Source organism: Truepera sp. (genome assembly GCA_032027045.1).
Taxonomy (GTDB): Bacteria; Deinococcota; Deinococci; order Deinococcales; family Trueperaceae; genus JAAYYF01.
Window position 1 is genome coordinate 1,579,647 of the sequence record JAVSMU010000001.1, and the last position, 16,173, is coordinate 1,595,819.

Annotated in this window: 16 protein-coding genes; 6 read left to right on the forward strand and 10 right to left on the reverse strand. The window is 69.7% G+C overall.

The features are described 5' to 3' along the window. Positions 1 to 38: 38 nt before the first annotated feature. The 3 genes from ROY82_07265 to pyrF all read left to right on the forward strand — a co-directional run bounded on the left by ROY82_07265 (position 39) and on the right by pyrF (position 4,540). Positions 39 to 587, forward strand: coding sequence for an RsmD family RNA methyltransferase (locus tag ROY82_07265; protein MDT3682257.1), 549 nt, complete (start codon positions 39 to 41; stop codon positions 585 to 587). 192 nt (positions 588 to 779) lie between these two features. Then, positions 780 to 3,611 carry a preprotein translocase subunit SecA gene (gene secA / locus ROY82_07270; protein ID MDT3682258.1) on the forward strand — a complete coding sequence of 944 codons (2,832 nt, stop codon included), beginning with the start codon at positions 780 to 782 and terminating at the stop codon, positions 3,609 to 3,611. Between the two features lie 20 nt (positions 3,612 to 3,631). Next, the gene (gene pyrF / locus ROY82_07275; protein MDT3682259.1) at positions 3,632 to 4,540 is read left to right on the forward strand and encodes an orotidine-5'-phosphate decarboxylase; all 909 of its coding nucleotides are present in this window, start codon (positions 3,632 to 3,634) and stop codon (positions 4,538 to 4,540) included. On the opposite strand, the gene ROY82_07280 is transcribed toward pyrF, so the two are convergent. The 8 genes from ROY82_07280 to ROY82_07315 form a co-directional block, all read right to left on the reverse strand. Then, entirely contained in the window at positions 4,533 to 5,474 is a 942-nt protein-coding gene (locus ROY82_07280) for a hypothetical protein (protein MDT3682260.1), read from the reverse strand. The genes pyrF and ROY82_07280 overlap by 8 nt on opposite strands. A 52-nt stretch (positions 5,475 to 5,526) precedes the next feature. Continuing rightward, positions 5,527 to 6,360, reverse strand: coding sequence for a hypothetical protein (locus ROY82_07285; GenBank protein ID MDT3682261.1), 834 nt, complete (start codon positions 6,358 to 6,360; stop codon positions 5,527 to 5,529). Positions 6,361 to 6,468: 108 nt separating this feature from the next. Continuing rightward, positions 6,469 to 8,094 carry a DAK2 domain-containing protein gene (locus ROY82_07290; protein ID MDT3682262.1) on the reverse strand — a complete coding sequence of 542 codons (1,626 nt, stop codon included), beginning with the start codon at positions 8,092 to 8,094 and terminating at the stop codon, positions 6,469 to 6,471. Beyond that, positions 8,087 to 8,608 carry an Asp23/Gls24 family envelope stress response protein gene (locus tag ROY82_07295; GenBank protein MDT3682263.1) on the reverse strand — a complete coding sequence of 174 codons (522 nt, stop codon included), beginning with the start codon at positions 8,606 to 8,608 and terminating at the stop codon, positions 8,087 to 8,089. The genes ROY82_07290 and ROY82_07295 overlap by 8 nt, the downstream gene beginning before the upstream one ends. Positions 8,609 to 8,745: 137 nt before the next feature. Then, a complete protein-coding gene (locus ROY82_07300; GenBank protein ID MDT3682264.1) occupies positions 8,746 to 8,967 on the reverse strand; it encodes a heavy-metal-associated domain-containing protein in 222 nt (73 codons plus the stop codon). Beyond that, positions 8,957 to 9,436 (reverse strand): DUF1999 family protein, encoded by a 480-nt coding sequence (locus tag ROY82_07305; GenBank protein ID MDT3682265.1) that lies wholly within the window; start codon positions 9,434 to 9,436, stop codon positions 8,957 to 8,959. Before ROY82_07305 ends, ROY82_07300 begins: the two co-directional genes overlap by 11 nt. A gap of 50 nt (positions 9,437 to 9,486) precedes the next feature. After that, positions 9,487 to 10,317, reverse strand: a complete 831-nt coding sequence (gene truA, locus ROY82_07310; protein MDT3682266.1) for a tRNA pseudouridine(38-40) synthase TruA — start codon at positions 10,315 to 10,317, stop codon at positions 9,487 to 9,489. A 2-nt stretch (positions 10,318 to 10,319) separates the two neighbouring features. Next, positions 10,320 to 11,201, reverse strand: a complete 882-nt coding sequence (locus tag ROY82_07315) for a phosphatase PAP2 family protein (GenBank protein ID MDT3682267.1) — start codon at positions 11,199 to 11,201, stop codon at positions 10,320 to 10,322. Positions 11,202 to 11,315: 114 nt separating this feature from the next. Here ROY82_07315 and mnmE point away from each other — a divergent pair, with 114 nt between their 5' ends. Continuing rightward, a complete protein-coding gene (mnmE, locus tag ROY82_07320; protein MDT3682268.1) occupies positions 11,316 to 12,692 on the forward strand; it encodes a tRNA uridine-5-carboxymethylaminomethyl(34) synthesis GTPase MnmE in 1,377 nt (458 codons plus the stop codon). Between the two features lie 87 nt (positions 12,693 to 12,779). Here the strand turns inward: mnmE and ROY82_07325 are convergent, their stop codons facing one another. After that, complete coding sequence (locus ROY82_07325) at positions 12,780 to 13,370, reverse strand: DUF3809 family protein (GenBank protein ID MDT3682269.1); 591 nt, start codon at positions 13,368 to 13,370, stop codon at positions 12,780 to 12,782. After that, positions 13,367 to 13,645 (reverse strand): DUF3248 domain-containing protein, encoded by a 279-nt coding sequence (locus tag ROY82_07330; GenBank protein MDT3682270.1) that lies wholly within the window; start codon positions 13,643 to 13,645, stop codon positions 13,367 to 13,369. The genes ROY82_07325 and ROY82_07330 overlap by 4 nt, the downstream gene beginning before the upstream one ends. Positions 13,646 to 13,748: 103 nt before the next feature. Here ROY82_07330 and ROY82_07335 point away from each other — a divergent pair, with 103 nt between their 5' ends. Then, the gene (locus ROY82_07335) at positions 13,749 to 14,753 is read left to right on the forward strand and encodes a DUF368 domain-containing protein (protein MDT3682271.1); all 1,005 of its coding nucleotides are present in this window, start codon (positions 13,749 to 13,751) and stop codon (positions 14,751 to 14,753) included. A 71-nt stretch (positions 14,754 to 14,824) separates the two neighbouring features. After that, entirely contained in the window at positions 14,825 to 16,099 is a 1,275-nt protein-coding gene (locus tag ROY82_07340) for a trypsin-like peptidase domain-containing protein (protein MDT3682272.1), read from the forward strand. The last annotated feature ends 74 nt before the right edge of the window (positions 16,100 to 16,173 follow it).

The window sequence follows — 16,173 nt, forward strand, 5'->3', positions numbered from 1 at the left end:
GCCGCGCCCGCCACGGTCCCGCGGTTATGCTCCCGTACATGGCGAGCCCTCGCATCCTCGGCGGCAGCGCGAAGGGCCGCGCGTTGAAGGTGCCGGCCAGGGGCACTCGCCCAAGCCCCTCGCGGCTGCGCGAGGCACTCTTCGACATGCTCGCGTTCGAGCCGCGCGGCCGCTTCCTGGACCTGTTCGCGGGCACGGGCGCCATGGGCCTGGAGGCCGCCAGCCGCGGCTGGTCCGCCGTCTGCGTCGACTCGTCGCGCGCCGCTTGCGACGTCATCCGCTCGAACGCGCGGACCTTGAGGCTGGGAGTCGAGGTCGTTCGGGCCGACGCCACCGCCTACGCCAGGCTGCACCAAGCGGGGTTCGACGTGGTGGTCGCCGCCCCCCCTTATCCCGCGGACCTGACCGCGATCTTCGCCCAGGTGCTCGGCTCGGGCGCCGCGAAGCCACAGGGCCTGTACGTCCTGCAGCACCCGACCGACCTGCCCAGCCCGCCGCTCCCACCGGCGCTGGCTGAGGCGGAGGTCAGGCGCAAGCAGTACGGCACCAACACCCTCACGCTCGTCAGGGTGCCGCCGGCCGCCTAGCCCGGGCCGCGGCCGGCACGTCCTGTAGGCTTCCAAGGAAGCCCCGGTTCGCGTGCTAAACTGCCACGTTGATTCCGCAGCGGACACGGGATCGTCGGTGGCCCCGGGCAGCGCCCGCCACCAGCCGTCAGCTGCGATAACCGGTCTAACGTGGCGCCACACCGCGCCTGCGCGGAAAGGTCCAGAAAACAGATGCTCGGATTCGTTCAGAAGCTGTTCGACAACAACGACCGCGAGGTCAAGCGCCTCCATCAGGAGGCGGTGGTCACCGCCAACGCCCTGGAAGCCGACATGGAGGGCGTCGAGAACCTGGCCGAGGCGTACGCGGCGCTCAGGCGCCGCCACCTGGAAGGGGGCGAGAGCCTCGACGCCCTCCTCCCGGAAGCGTTCGCGCTCACTCGCGAGTCGGCCAAACGCTTCCTCGGCTTGAGGCATTACGACGTGCAGCTCATCGGTGGGGCCACGCTCCACAACGGCCGCATGGCCGAGATGAAGACGGGCGAGGGCAAGACGCTCGTCGCCACGCTCGCGCTGGCGCTGAACGCGCTATCGGGCAAGGGAACCCATCTCGTGACCACCAACGACTACCTGGCTCGCACGGGGGCCGAGTGGATGGGCCCCGTGTACCGCGGCCTCGGGCTCGAGGTCGGCGTCATCCAGCACGACACCGACGGCCCTGCCCGCCGTGAGTACTACCGCAATGACATCACGTACATCACCAACTCGGAGCTAGGCTTCGACTACCTGCGCGACAACATGGCGTTCCGCCCCGACCAGCTCGTGCTGCGCGAGGACACCCCCCTCAATTTCGCCATCATCGACGAGGTCGACTCCATCCTCATCGACGAGGCGCGCACGCCGCTCATCATCTCGGGCCCCGCCGAGCTCGCCACCGACAAGTACTACACGATGGCAGCCATAGTCCCGCAACTCGAGAAGGGCGAGCCTTCCGAGGGCGACACGCCGGCCACCGGCGACTACTCCGCGGACGCCAAGTCGAAGGACATCCACCTCACCGAGGCCGGCATCGCGAAGGCCGAGAAGCTCCTCGGGATCGACAACATCTTCAGCCCCGAGAACATGGAGGTCGGCCACATGCTGCGTCAGGCGCTGCGCGCGGCCGAGCACTATCAGCTCGACCAGGAGTACGTGAAGGACGAGGCGGGCCAGATCGTCATCGTCGACGAGTTCACGGGTCGCCTCATGCCGGGCAGGCGCTTCGGCGAGGGCCTCCACCAGGCCATCGAGGCCAAGGAGGGCGTCAAGATCGAACGCGAGAACCAGACGCTCGCCACCATCACCTACCAGAACTTCTTCAAGCTCTACAACAAGATCTCGGGCATGACCGGCACCGCCAAGACCGAGGAAAAGGAGTTCCAGGAGATCTACAACACGGACGTCCTCGTGATCCCCACCAACCGGCCCGTCATCCGTAACGACGAAGAGGACATCATCTACCGCACCGAGGAGGGCAAGTTCAGCGCGGTGGTCGACGAGATCGCGCAAGTGCACGCCAGCGGCCAACCCATGCTGGTCGGGACGGTCACCATCGAGGCCTCGGAACGGCTGTCGAAGATGCTCAAGCGCCGCGGCGTGCCCCACGAGGTCCTCAACGCCAAGTACCACGGCCGCGAGGCCGAGATAGTGGCGCAGGCGGGCAGGTCGGGCGCAGTCACCATCAGCACGAACATGGCCGGCCGCGGCACCGACATCGTCCTGGGCGGCAACGCCGAATGGCTTGCCCGCCAACTGCTGGAGCGCGAGGGCTTCGACCGCTACGATTCCGACACCGAGCTGTTCATCAAGGCCATCATGATGCGCCGGCCGGACGAGGCCCGCGCCGCGCTGGCGAAACTCGACGGCCTGCCGGCCGAGATCCTGCCTCGCCTCGAGAAGCTACGCGACGAGGCCGACGCCGACCACCAGAAGGTCGTGAGCCTCGGGGGCCTGCACATCATCGGGACCGAACGCCACGAGTCGCGGCGCATCGACAACCAGCTCCGCGGCCGCGCCGGCCGCCAGGGCGACCCGGGGTCGAGCCGCTTCTACGTCTCGTTCGAGGACGACCTCATGCGCCTCTTCGCCAACGAGCGCGTCCTCGGCATGATGGACCGCCTCGGCATGGACGACTCGCAGCCCATCGAGGCCCGCATGGTCACGGGCGCCATCGAGCGCGCCCAGAAGCGCGTCGAGGACCGCAACTTCGGCATCCGCAAGCAACTGCTCGAGTACGACAACGTGATGAGCAAGCAGCGCGAGGTCGTTTACGCCCAGCGCCGCGAAGTGCTCCTCGGCAACGACATGTCGGACGACGTCCAGGAGATGATCGCCGCCTACATCGACGCCCAGGTGCAGCGCTACCTGAACCCGGAGCTCGAGCCGGAGGAACAGGACATGGCCGCCCTCCGCGTCTCGCTGGCCGACGCGGTACCGGTGTTCGAGACGATGGACTTCGACGAGTACCGCGGCAAGCAACCGGACGAAGTCACCGACGAGCTCGTCATCAAGATGGAGGCCGCCTACCAGGAGCGCGAGGCCGAGCTGGGCGCACCCCTGTTGCGCGAACTGGAGCGCTTCATCGTCTTGCAGGTCGTCGACCAGCACTGGAAGGAGCACCTCCACAGCATGGACGTGCTGCGGCAGGGGATCGGCCTGCGCGGCTACGGCCAGCGGAACCCGCTGCAGGAGTACGCCTTCGAGGGCTACAACCTGTTCGAGGAGATGAACGCCAACATCCGCCTGAACGTCGCCAAGCTCCTCTTCCGCGTGCAGGTGAACGTCGACCAGCGCCTGGAACGCCGGCAACAGCGCCAGGCTCCGGTGCAGTACAGCGCGTCCGACCAGGGCGGCCTCGCCGCGGCGGCGGCCGCTGCCCCGCGCGGGGGCGCCGGCCCGGCGCGCGGCACCGGCCCCACCTCCCCCATCCGCGTGGGCGAGAAGGTGGGCCGCAACGATCCCTGCCCGTGCGGCAGCGGCAAGAAGTACAAGCACTGCCACGGCCGCGATCAGGCGGTGCAGGCCTGACGCCCGGCCCCACCCACGGAGTGGCCAAGGCGCGCACCGACACGTTCGGTGCGCGCCTCGCGTCGCGCGCCAAGGTCGCCGGGTCGGTGGTCTGCCTCGGGTTGGACCCGCGTCCGGAGGCGCACCCGCTGACCAGCGGGTTGGCTTGCGCCGGCGCCACCGCCTCCGCCATAGAGCGCTACCTGATCACCGTCCTCGACGCCACTCACGACCTGCTGGCGTGCTGCAAGCCGCAGTCCGCGTTCTTCGAGGCCCTCGGGCTGCCCGGCCTGGAGGCGCTGGCGGGCGTGATGAACCACGCGCGCACTCTCGGACTACCCGTCATCCTCGACGCCAAGCGGGGCGACATCGGCAGCACCGCCGCGGCGTACGCCGAGGCCTACCTGAAGGGTGGCGACCTGGCGGCGGACGCGCTCACCGTCAACCTCTACCTGGGCCTCGACACGCTGGAGCCGTTCATCGCGGCCGCCGAGGCCAACGGGCGCGGCCTGTTCGTGCTCGTCCGCACCTCCAACCCGGGCAGCGCCGACCTTCAGGAACTCACGCTCGAGGACGGAACGCCCCTCTACTCGAAGCTGGCCGACGCGCTCACGGAGCGCGCCGCCGGCCTGCCGCGAGACCCCGACGGCTACACGTCGCTCGGCGCCGTGGCCGGCGCCACGCATCCGGCCGCTACGGCGGAGCTTCGGGCGCGCCTGCCACACAGCCTGCTGCTGGTGCCCGGCTACGGTGCACAGGGCGGCAACGCCGCCGACGCGGCAAAGGCGTTCGACGCCAACGGGTGGGGGGCGGTGGTAAACGCGAGCCGCAGCCTCACCTACCCGCCCGCGGCCCAGGCGGCCGGCGGACTCGCGGAGGTGGCGGCGGCGGCGAGGGCGGCCACACTCGCCATGCGCGACGACCTCAACCGGGCCCTGGGGGTCAGTTAGGCGTGGCCAGGTAACCCATCAGCGCCGTGGGCGCCACGTTGGTACGGACCCGCCAGAACAGGCTCAGGAGCGTGCCGAACCCGACCTCGGGACCGTCGAACACGGCGGCGTACAGGCGCACGCCACTGAGGTCGGGAAGCCCGAACGCGAACGCGTCCAGCTCCTCCCCCGCCGCCACCTCGTACGGCCAGAAGCCGTTCTTCGTCGGCTGGCTGGCAACCACGTACATCCGCGAGTCGTTATGCGTGAGGAACAGCGCCTTGGCCGTCTCCTCCGGGGCTGAGATGAAGGCGGTGATGTGCACGGCGCAGTTCGACAGCGCGGCCAGCACGTCCGCGGGCCGCGCCCCGGCCGCCTCGTCCGGACGCACCACCAGCAGTCGCGGGTAGACGGTCCAGTTCCAGATGATGGCCCAGAAGGACGTGCGGCTCGAGTCGTGCTGGTCGGTGGCGAGGAGCGCCGCGGGCCTAATGGCGTGCGAGACCCGGCCCAACACGTCCTCCACGTCGGCCAGCATGTCGGCCACGTCGGCGGGCGCATCGACCCCCGAGGGGGGGAGCTTGTACCACCTGAGGAAGCGGTCGAGCATGACGGCCCACGTCTCGCCGTCCAACTCGCCCGGGACCCAGGAGTCGGGCAGCAGCTTGCGTTCCACCAGGTACTTGACCGTCTGGTACTGGGGATCGTTCGCCTCGAGCGGCACGGGCTCGTCGTACTGCAGCGGTGGCAACGCCGGCTCGACGAGCTCTACGGCGCGCCGCATGACCGCGGCGGCGTCGAGGCCGGTTGCGACCCTTTCCAGTGGCCCCGCCGGCAGGGCAGCCGTGAGTTCCGCCTGGCACGTCTGCGCGAAGGCGGCGCCGGCGCCCGACACCAGCACGAGAAGGGCGAGCAAGAGTCCGCGGACCCTGCTCGCGGAAACGAGAACACGCATGGGCCGAGTGTAACGGCCCATGCGTGCGGGTGGTGAGAGTCCGGGAAGCCGGTTACTGGCCCAGAAGGTTGTAGTGGCTCCTCGCCGGGGCGCCGGCACGGTTGTTGTTGGAGTAGACCTTGAGTATGTCGTTGGCGAAGACGCTTATGCTCCCCGGCCCTATCGGCCCGGCGATCACCGTGCCGGCACTGTTCACGACGGCCAGGCGCAGCTCGAGGGGGTTGCCACTGGCCGGCTTGAACTCCACGGTGCCGGGCCCGGACGTCTTCCAGAAGTCCACGTCGTACAGCAACTCGATGGCGCCGTTATCGCCAGCGAGGGCCGACATGTCGAAGTAAGTGGCTTGACCCGGGGTGTCGTTCGGTTCTTCCTGGTCCTGCTGAACATCGCCGTAGAAGTACACGTTCGTGTTCACGGCGGAGCCCGAGTCGTTCGTCACCCGTGCGTAGTAGGTGTTGCCAAACTTGGCCGACATGATGATGCAGCTACCGCGACAGCGCTGTGTGGTGCCAATGGCCTGCGGCGCAAGGTCCGTGACGGAGGCCGCGAAGAGGCCGGCCGTCTTCGGCGCGAAGAAATCCGGGCCATGGCTGCTTGCCACCACGTTGAAGGTGGTTGGGTCGTTCAGTTCGAGCCTGAGGTCCTGGTCGAGTTCGAGGTAGACGACATTGCGACTTCCCGCTGCCGGGAACGATAGCTTGAAGATAAGGCTCTGTCCCCTGGCGAGCGTACCGTCCCACACGGCGTTGTAGGGGGTAGAGGGCGCCGCCACGGTCTCGTCGGGCGGCGGCGGCCCTGCCGGTGGGCCGGTGATCGTGATGTCACACGCAGATAGCGTCAGCGTTGCCGCCGCGGCGGCCGCAAGAACCAAGTTGAATCGTTTCATGCGTGATCTCCTTCCGTTGAGTCCGCCTCGTACTCTAAGCCGCGGCGCTTCTCAGGTAGTGGGCAGTTGGCCACGGTGTCTTAATGAACCGGCCATGTTCACCGCTGCCTATTCGAGCACCATCAGGTAGGCGTAGAGGTCCGGAGCCCCCGGGTGCACCTCCACCTCCAGGTCCGGATAAGCCTTCACAACGCGCCCGGCGGCCGCTTGCGCCCGCTCGGGGCTTATCTCCACCGAGTGGAAGAGCGTGGCGATCTCGAACGCCTCGGCCCGGCCCTCCAGCAAGGCGAGCAGGCACGAGTCGTAGTCGCGCGCCGACACCACCAGCTTGCCGTCGGCGAGCCCGATGGCGTTACCCTCGCGCACCTTCACCCCGTCGATCTCGGCGTCGCGGCTCGCGCGGGTCACCTCCAGCGTCAGCGAGGAGTCGGCCGCGGTTTTCATCTCCGCGTACAGGGCGTCCGGGTCGCCGGCCTCTTGGAAGAGCACGGCGGCTGCCAGTCCCTGGCCCAGCGACGTGGTCGGCAACACGCGCACGTCCTTGCCGGGCACGAGCTCGGCAACGCGGTCGGCGGCCATGATGACGTTCTTGTTGTTGGGCATGATGATCACGGCCCCGGCCCCGACGCTGCGGACGGCGTCGGCGATGTCCTCGACCGAGGGGTTGTCCGTCTGGCCGCCGCCCACCACGCGGACCCCCAGGCTGCGGAAGGCCTTGGTGACCCCGTAGCCGTTGGCTACCGCCACCGCGCCACTCTTGGGCGGCTCCACGTTGGCCGCGTCGACACCGGCCAAGATCTCGGAGTGCTGCTCGCTCATGTCCTCGACCTTCGAGCGCACCATCTTGCCGTAGCGGGCCACGGTGGCGAGCAGCTTCTCGGGCTCTTCCGTGTGGATGTGGCCCTTGACGAAACCCTCGGCACCGACCACCAACAGGGAGTCACCGAACGGCGCGACCAAGTCTCGGATCGTGCTTGCAGATTCGGTAGCGTCGGCGAGCAGGAACTCCGTGCAGAAGCCGTAGGCCTCCTCCTCGAACTGCTCCTGCGCTCGCCGTTCGATCTTGGGCGGCGGCGGCAGGTCACGCCCCTCGAAGTACGCGAGAAGCCCCTCGAGCAGGTAGACGTAGCCCAGGGCGCCGGCGTCGACCACCCCGGCCTGCTTCAGGATGGGCAGCAACTCGGGCGTGTGCTCGAGAGACGAGCGGGCCGCGCGTATGACCTCTGCCAGGAGCAGGGCGGGCGCCACGCCGTCGCCGGACGACTCCACGGCCTCCAGCAAGAACCGCTCTCCAGCCTCGGCCGACTCGCGCACCACGGTCAGGATCGTGCCCTCGACCGGCTTCATGACCGCCGCGTACGCCGCCTCCGAGCCCGCCAGCAGCGCCTCCGAAAGCGCGACGACGTCCAGGCGCTCACGGCCCTTGATGGCCTCGGCGAAGCCCTTGAGGACTTGCGAAAGGATCACGCCCGAGTTGCCCCGGGCGCCAAGCAGCGAGCCGTACGACATCGCGCGCGCCACCTGCTCCAGGCGTTTCGGCGCCTCGGTTACCAACTGGCGCCTCACCGACTGCAAGGTGAGGTGCATGTTGGTGCCCGTGTCGCCGTCGGGAACCGGGTAGACGTTGAGGGCGTTCACCTCCTCGACGTGAACCCCGAGCCACTCGGTGGCGAACTCGAGCGCCTTGGCGAAGTCCTTGGCGGTCCAGGTGGCGGGCGTGGCGGCCTTAGCCACGACTTACACCCACGACGCGCACCCGCACCTGGTCCAACTTGGTGCCGGCGTAGTGCAGCGCCGCGTAGCGCACACGCTCTCTCACGGACTCGGCCACCACGGGGATGTTCACGCCGTACGCCACCACCACGTGAAGGTCGACATCGGCCCGTCCTTCACCTTGAGGGTGCTCGATGACCACCCCTTCGTCTACCTGCCGCGCTCCCAGCAGCCGCCTTATGCCCTCGGACATGCTGGCGGGCGCCATGCCCACCACGCCCGGGACCTCGTGGGCCGAGAGCCCGATGATGCTGGCCAGCGCGTCGTCCGAGACGCGAACCTCGTCCACCTTCCGCTCGACGGGTTTAGGCTCCGGCTTCTGCTTGCCGAACGTGCTCAGCAGGCCCGCCGGGCCCTTGGAGGGCGCCTTCTTCCTACCACCCTGCTCGCCCTGTTCTTGGGGGGTTGCCTGTGCCTCGGACTCCGCACCGGCTTCGGCGGCAGCCTCGGCGCCGCGCGTATTGTCGTCGTCCATGGCTCGGTCCTCCTGATCGCCGCCGGCGTCGACCGCCCCGGCGAGGGTCCGCCGGCAACCGGGTCCAGACCCCACCCCTCGCCGGCGCCGTAACGGTGGGCCATTCTACCCAACGCAGCCGGCGGTTCGGCGGAGCCTCACTCCATGCCGGCCAGGAAACCTATGCGCCGCAGGGCCCGGATCAGGTCCATGGCCGTGGCCTCCGTCGGGTCGTAGTCGACCGCCACGCGCGAGGCGTCGCTCGGCGCCACGTCCAGCACGCCAGGCACGGCGCGGAGAGCCTCGATGACGCGCTCGCGGGCTCCGTCCGTGTCCATGCCCCGGACGCCCATCAAGACCCTGGCGCGTTCAGCGGGCACGCAGGCGCTCCGCCCATTCGCTCGCGCGCGAGCCCAGCACGAGCTCGAGCGTCACATGGTCGTCGGGAAGGTAGCCCTCGGCCTGCAGGGCGTCGCGGAGTGACTCGTCGGTGCCGGGGGTGCGGAAGAGCAGTTGGTAGACGCCCGCATCGTAGGCGCTCTTGACCAGTGCCCTCACCAGCGCGACACGCGCTTCGGCGGCGGCGACATCGTCGACGGCGAGCCTCAGCGCGTGGACGGTCGGGCTGTCGCCCGTCCAGATGGCCTGCGCCAACAAGTAGCCGGTGGGCCTGGCGAGGCCGTCGTCGTCCACCCGCTCCGCCACGAACGAGTGCCCGCTGCGCTCGAAGAAGCGCAGCGTGGCCAGGCTTACGGCGGGTGGCAGGCTGTGCGCCGCCGCGTAACCAGTGTCGATAACCGCCAGAGGCTCCAGGTCCGCTTCCAGGAGCGGCCGGACACGTATGCTCATGCCCCCGAGTATACGTGGACGCCGTGAGCAGCCGCCCACGGCCGGTGTCCTCAAACGACCAGGTCGGAAACGGCGCGCTCGGACGCCGCGAGGTCCCATGACGAGTAGCCGGCCTCCACGAAGTAGAGGCCCTGCGGGCCGACGTTGTGCCCGGCGCGCCTGCGGTCGCGGGCCGCCAGGAGGTCAGGAACTTCGTCCGGCGAGAGCGTTCCCCGCCCCACCCATAGGAGGGTCCCGACCACGGTCCTGATCATGTTGCGCAAGAAGCCGTCGGCGGCCACGTGAAGGCGCAGCTCCCCGTGCTCCTCCCTGAGCTCGCAGAGGTGCACGGTGCGTACGGTCTTGCGCGTTTCCTGAGTGGCGAAGCTCGCGAAGTCGTGCGTGCCGAGCAGGTGACCGGCGGCGGCCTGCATGGCCGCCACGTCGGGGTGCCAATGAACCGCCAGTAACCGGTGACGGTGGATCGCCATGCCTCGAGGGTCGCCGCGCATGACGCGCATGCGGTAGAGGTAACGCCGGTAGCGGCAGTCGAACTGGGCCTCGAAATCCGCCTGCGCGTCGGCCACCGCCAGCACCTTCAGGTCGGCCGGCAGGTGGGCGTTGAGTGCGAGGCGCAGCTTCTCCTCGGGGATCTGCGAGGTCGTGTCGACGTGCGCCACCATGGCCAGGGCGTGCACGCCCGCGTCGGTGCGGCCCGCCGCCAGGACGGCAGAGTGCCGGCCCGGAAGGGCGGCGAACGCCTCCTCCGTGGTGGCCTGGACCGTTCGTTCGCCACCGGCCTGGCGCTGCCAGCCGGAGAAGCCGGTGCCGTCGAACTCCAGGGTCAGCCGGAGGCGCCGCGTGGGCTCCCCCGCGGCATCCCCGCGCGGCGCGCCCGGCATACTCAGTAGCGCCGGGCGCTGCCGGCGGCGACTGCGGGGCCACCGCTGAGCCGCAGGGCGCGGCAGGCGAGCGGCGCGAGGAGCGTGCCCGTCAGGCCGATCACCAGGTAGCGCAGGTACGAGGGCAGCAGCGCCCGCTTCAGTTCCTCCGGCATGACCGCCGACGTGAGGCCCATCACGGCGCCCACCAGCACCACGCCCAAGACCCCCATGAGGAGCCGCGTGACGACGTCGCCACTGGCGCGGTGAGTGACGATCTCGGGGCCAACGGCGAAGGCCGACAGGGCGGCCAGGTAAACGTGCGAGTTGGGTGTGTTGATGAACAGGTGAAGCGCCAGCGGCAGCGCCAGGCCCAGCACGACGATGACGGCCTTGCCCGGCTCGAACGCGAGTCGCCGCAGGAGCAGGGACGCCAGCAGCACCGCGACGCCGAGACCCAAACCGGCCAAGACGTCCGCAGGGTAATGCACACCGAGGTAGACCCGCGACACCGAAACGAGGGCTACCACCACGGCCGCGAGCACCCAGAACCACGCGCGCCTGAAGTGCACCGCCGCCAGGCCCCAGAACAGCGCCGCCTGCTGGGCATGGCCCGACGGGAACGAGCTGCCCGGCGCCGTCTCGAGAGCCGCGCTGGTGCGAGCCACCGCGGGGTTCACTTCGAACGGCCTCGGCTCCTGGACTGCGCCCTTGATCAACTCGTTGATGAACGCTCCGGCGAGGAACACGATTCCCAAGCGGCGGCCGAACGCGGCGTCCACCGCCAGGTAGGCGAAGACGAGCAAAACGGTGTAGGCCTCCTGGGAGCCGAGGTCGGTCACCAGGAGCATCACGCGGTCCAACGCGGGAGACGCGAGGCGCTGCAGCGCAAGGATGATGTCCACTTGTCCTCCGGTTGGGCGCGCCGTGGGCGCGGTGAACGCGATTCTATCAACGTCGTGGCTGGGCGGGAGCAGCCGCCCTACCCACCGAGTGCGGCCGGGGTGCGACCATGGGGCGTGGCAACGCTCCCTCCTACCGACGACACCATCGTCGCCATCGCCAGCGCGCCAGGCATGGGGGCGGTCGGCGTCGTGCGGGTCTCCGGGCCCCACGCCTACGAGGTCGCCGACGCCGTGTTCCGGCCCGCCCGGGGGCCCGCGGCCGGCCTGCGCCCAGCCGGGCGCATCGTCTACGGGCAAGTGTGGGCCGGTGGTGACCCGGTGGACGAGGCCCTGCTTCTCACCTTCCGCGCGCCGCGCTCCTACACGGGCCAGGACGTGGTCGAGCTTCAGACGCACGGGGGTCCGGCCGTGCTCCGCGCCACCCTGGACGCATGCCTGCGAGCCGGCGCCCGGCTCGCAGGCCCTGGCGAGTTCACGCTGCGCGCCTACCTCGCCGGGCGCATAGACCTGGTCCAGGCCGAAAGCGTGATGGACGTAGTCGAGGCCCAGACCGACGCATCGCGCCGCAACGCGGCGTTCGGGTTGAGCGGGGCGCTGGGCGCGCGCCTGGGCGCCGTGCAGACCGACGTGCTGCAGGCCTACGCGGCCGTCCAAGCGGCCTTCGACTACCCCGACGAGGGCGTGCCGGATCACGACCTCGTCGAGCCGTTGGCCCGCGCCGCCGCCGACCTGCGGGCGCTGCTCGCCACCGCCGAGGCGGGCCGCCTCAGCCGCCAGGGAGCGCGACTCGCGTTGCTCGGGCGGCCCAACGTCGGCAAGTCGAGCCTGCTCAACGCGCTGCTCGGGTACGCCCGCTCCTTGGTGAGCGACGTGCCCGGAACCACCCGCGACTACTTGGAGGCACCCCTCACCCTGGGCGGCCTGCCGGTGGTGGCGATCGACACGGCAGGTATCAGGACGGCCGGCGACCACATCGAGGCGAGCGGCGTGGAACTAGCCCGCCGGATCGGCGAGCAGGCCGACCTTCGGCTGGTGCTACTCGACGGCTCCGAGCCGCTGGCTCAGGCGGACCGCGAGCTCCTGGCGGAACTGTCACCGGACCGGACGCTGATCGTCGTCACGAAGCAGGACCTGGGCGAGGCGTGGCCCCTCGAGGACCTACCCGCCAAGGCTTGGGCGGGCGGGGTGTTGCGGCTGTCGTCTCGAACGGGCAGGGGGCTGGATGGCCTGAGGGAGGCGGTCGCCCTTAGCCTGATAGGATCTGCCGCCGGCGCCGAGGTCTGGATCGGGAACGAGCGGCACGTGGCGGCCCTCGAGGGGACCCTAGAGGCGGTCGAGCGGTCGGCACTGCGGGCGGCCGAGGGGCGCCACGACCTGGCGGCGCTCGACCTGCAGGAGGCTCTCGAGGAGTTGGGGGCGGTCACCGGCCGCCGGAGCGTGACGGACGAGACGCTGGCCAGCATCTTCGCGCGCTTCTGCGTGGGCAAGTGACGGCGGCGACGGCGGCGCCTGGAGGCGACGGCGCCCGGACGCGACGCCGGCGCCTGCAGGCACCGACGGCGCCCGGAGGCGACGCCCTCACTCGCCGGGGACGCGCGAGACCCGAGCGGCGCGGGAAGCCTCCGCGGCGGAAGCCTCCAGAGCGCGGGGGAAGCGACCAGCGACCTTGCGCAGCACCGTGGACGCGGTCAGCTCCACCATCTTCAAGAGCGCCTGAGTGCCCCACCGCTCCGCGCTGGGCGTCGCGAGGTGCAAGGTGATGTCGAAGGCGTAGTCGAGGCTGGTTCCGGGCCGAGATCCCGCTACCGTGAGCACCTTGGCCTCGCCCCTCACCTCGGCCCAGCCGTCGCCGCCCAACTCGAGTCGGCGCGGCACGAGGCGGGCGCCATACGGCGTGACCTCGACGACGCTCTCGAACGGCAGGGTGCGGACGCCGAACGGGCCGCCGTCGACGGGCAACTCGGCGCTCACCGTAGGGACCTCCCCGCCAGTCACCCTGAGGTTGGCGAGGAAGTCCGCGTGGCGTAAGGAGAGCTCGACGTCACGCACGAAGTCGAGAGCCTGGGCGTGAGGCAGCGCGACGCCGAGGCTGAACGCGATCTCGTGGTCGAGGCGCAGCCAGCCGGCGTCGTCGTCGGCCGAGCGAGCCCCCAGCGCCCTGGTCGTCAACGCTCCCCTTTCGGGCGGGGACCCACCCACTCCACCCTGATGCTCCCATCGTTGACGGCGGCCTCGACCTCGGAGTCGGACGCACCGCGCAGTCGGTCCAACTGCTGGAACAGGGCGGCGCTGGAGGCCAATCCGACGCGTACCGTCACCGGGCCGTCGTCCGACAGGCGACCGATGCGCCAGAGGAGGTTCGAGGCGAGCTCTTCGAGTTTGGCCGGCTCGACGCCCAACCCTTCCAGGGTCTCCGTCAACTGTGAATGGATGGAATCGCTCATGCCGTGCTCCTGCCGCTCAGGCTACAGCATGACGGCATGGGGGCACCAAAACAGCATGGAGGCGCCAATGGTCAGGCGGAGGGCCCGTGATAGCATCCCCGGAGTGCGGGACCACGAGGCGGCTGCGTCGACACCCGAAAACCCGAGCGAGGCCAAGGCGGCGCAGGACCGGCCGCCGCTTGTCGCTGCCCTGAGCAACTACCTCAAAGGCGTGGCCATGGGTAGCGCCGACCTCATCCCCGGCGTTAGCGGGGGGACGGTCGCGCTGATCGTGGGGGTGTACGGCCGCCTGCTGGCGGCCCTGGCTGCACTCTCGAGCAAAGAGTTCTTGCGGCCCTTGTCTCGCGGGCGGCTCGGCGAGGCGTTCCGCGCCGCGGACGTCGGGTTCCTGTTCACCCTCGCGGCGGGTATCGCCACGGCGTTCGCCCTCCTGTCCCGAGTCGTAGGGAACCTGTTGGCCAACTATCCCGGCTTCGTGTTGGCGTTCTTCCTCGGCCTGGTGGTCGCCTCGGCGGTCGTCGTCGGGCGCCACGTCGACCGCTGGCGCCCCGGCGCCTTCCTGGCGCTCATCCTGGGTGCCGGAACCGGACTGTTCATAGTCACGTTGGCGCCCATCGACACGCCCGGCAGCGCACCGTTCTTGTTCCTCTCCGGCTTCCTGGCGATCTGCGCCATGGTCCTCCCTGGAGTCTCCGGCGCGTTCATCCTCGTCCTGCTCGGCAAGTACGACCTCGCCTTGCATGGGCTCTCACACCTCGACCTCGGCATCGTCGTGCCGATAGGGCTCGGGGCGATCGTCGGGCTGCTGTCGTTCGCGCGCCTGCTGGCCAACCTCCTGAAACGCCACCACGATCCGATGGTCGCGGCCCTGACCGGCTTCATCGCGGGGAGCCTCTACAAGGTCTGGCCGTTCCTCGACCCCTCCGGCGCCGCGGCCTGGCCCTGGTCCACCGGGAACTGGCAGGGCGCGCTACTCATGAGCGCCCTCGTGCTGGCGGGCGCGCTCGTCGTCTTGGGACTCGAGCGCCTCACCGCGAGCGAGCGCAGATTGTTACCTTCTTCACGAAGCTCATTCTCATCACGGCCAGGTTTCACGCCCCGGCGCTAGGTTATGAGATGTGCGCGTTAACGCCCCCGGCGTTGCGCGCGGCCCCTCGGGGGCTAAGTTGGAGGAGCATCGTGCGAAACCGTCGTTTGATCACCATCCTAGGCATCGGGGTCCTGCTGGCCGCCGGTGCCGCACTCTGGCTGCCCGGCCGCCCGGTCGTGGCGCAGTCCACCAGCTACCAGGCCGCCTCGGCCCTGCTGCAAGACGAGCAGAACACCGTCGACATCGTCAACAAGTGGGGGCCGAGCGTGGTGGCCATCAACGTCGAGGTGCGGGGTTCCAGGGTGAGCCAGTACCAGGACATCCTCCCGTTCCTTCCCCCACAGTTCCGCGACATGTTCCCGCCTTCGGGCACGCAGGTCGAGCAGAGCAGCGGCTCCGGCTTCGTGGTGGGCACCAACGAGATCGTCACCAACTATCACGTGGTGAAGGACGCCCTCGTGCAGAACGGCGTCGAGACGGCCGACGGCGCCACCATCAAGGTCGTGTTCGCCAACGTCGACGACGAGTACGACGCCAAGGTGGTGGGCGCCGATCCCGACTACGACGTCGCGCTCCTGCAGTTGACCGACGGCAGCAAGGTGCCGAGCGACGCCCAGCCCCTCGAGCTCGCCGACAGCACCAAACTTCAGGTCGGGCAGAAGGTGATCGCGATAGGCAACCCCTTCGGCCTGCAGTCGAGCGTCTCGCAGGGCATCGTCTCGGGCATCGGCCGTGAGCTGCAGTCGATCGGCCAGATCGAGATCCCGATGGTCCAGACCGACGCCGCCATCAACCCCGGCAACTCCGGTGGCCCGTTGCTCGACTCCGCCGGCCGGCTCGTGGGCGTGAACACCATGATCGTGCCGGGCATGACCAGCGCCGGGAGCGCCGGCAACATCGGGATCGGGTTCGCCGTTCCCAGCGAGCTCCTCTCCGAGGCGCTTCCGCTCATGCGGCAGGGCGGCCTCGTGGGCGTCTTCGCCCAGAACCTCGCCGTGGCCAACGGTCCTCGCATCGGCGTCCAGATAGTGGCGGCCAAGGACTTCCCGGCGGAAGCCCGAAAGGCCCTCAACATGCCCGACACCGGACTGGTGATCTTCGCGGTCGAGCCGGGTAGCCCCGCGGCGGAGGCCGGCCTGCAAGGCCCGACCTTCGAGGCGAACATCGGAGGCAAGTCGTTCCCGGCAGGCGGCGACATCATCATGAAGGCCGACGGTCACGACCTCACGACCGGCGCCGACATCCAGAAGCTGCTGGTTGGCGCCAAGGCCGGTGACGTCATGACGCTCGAGGTCTGGAACAACGGCGCCACGCGGACGGTCAAGGTGACCCTGGCCGTGGTACCACCCAGCGGGTCCAACTGAGGATCGCTCGCCTCCGGGCACCGGGGTCACCCCCTGCCCTTGGCCACGTGTCACGCGCCGGGAGAACGCCTCCC

Bases quoted from the DNA above. Each gene is read 5' to 3' on its own strand.
- ROY82_07280 (MDT3682260.1), bottom strand. From the start codon at position 5,474: ATGCGTGTTCTCGTTTCCGCGAGCAGGGTCCGCGGACTCTTGCTCGCC.
- ROY82_07265 (MDT3682257.1), top strand. From the start codon at position 39: ATGGCGAGCCCTCGCATCCTCGGCGGCAGCGCGAAGGGCCGCGCGTTG.
- ROY82_07305 (MDT3682265.1), bottom strand. From the start codon at position 9,436: ATGAGCATACGTGTCCGGCCGCTCCTGGAAGCGGACCTGGAGCCTCTG.
- ROY82_07295 (MDT3682263.1), bottom strand. From the start codon at position 8,608: ATGGACGACGACAATACGCGCGGCGCCGAGGCTGCCGCCGAAGCCGGT.
- truA (MDT3682266.1), bottom strand. From the start codon at position 10,317: ATGCCGGGCGCGCCGCGCGGGGATGCCGCGGGGGAGCCCACGCGGCGC.
- ROY82_07330 (MDT3682270.1), bottom strand. From the start codon at position 13,645: ATGAGCGATTCCATCCATTCACAGTTGACGGAGACCCTGGAAGGGTTG.
- ROY82_07285 (MDT3682261.1), bottom strand. From the start codon at position 6,360: ATGAAACGATTCAACTTGGTTCTTGCGGCCGCCGCGGCGGCAACGCTG.
- secA (MDT3682258.1), top strand. From the start codon at position 780: ATGCTCGGATTCGTTCAGAAGCTGTTCGACAACAACGACCGCGAGGTC.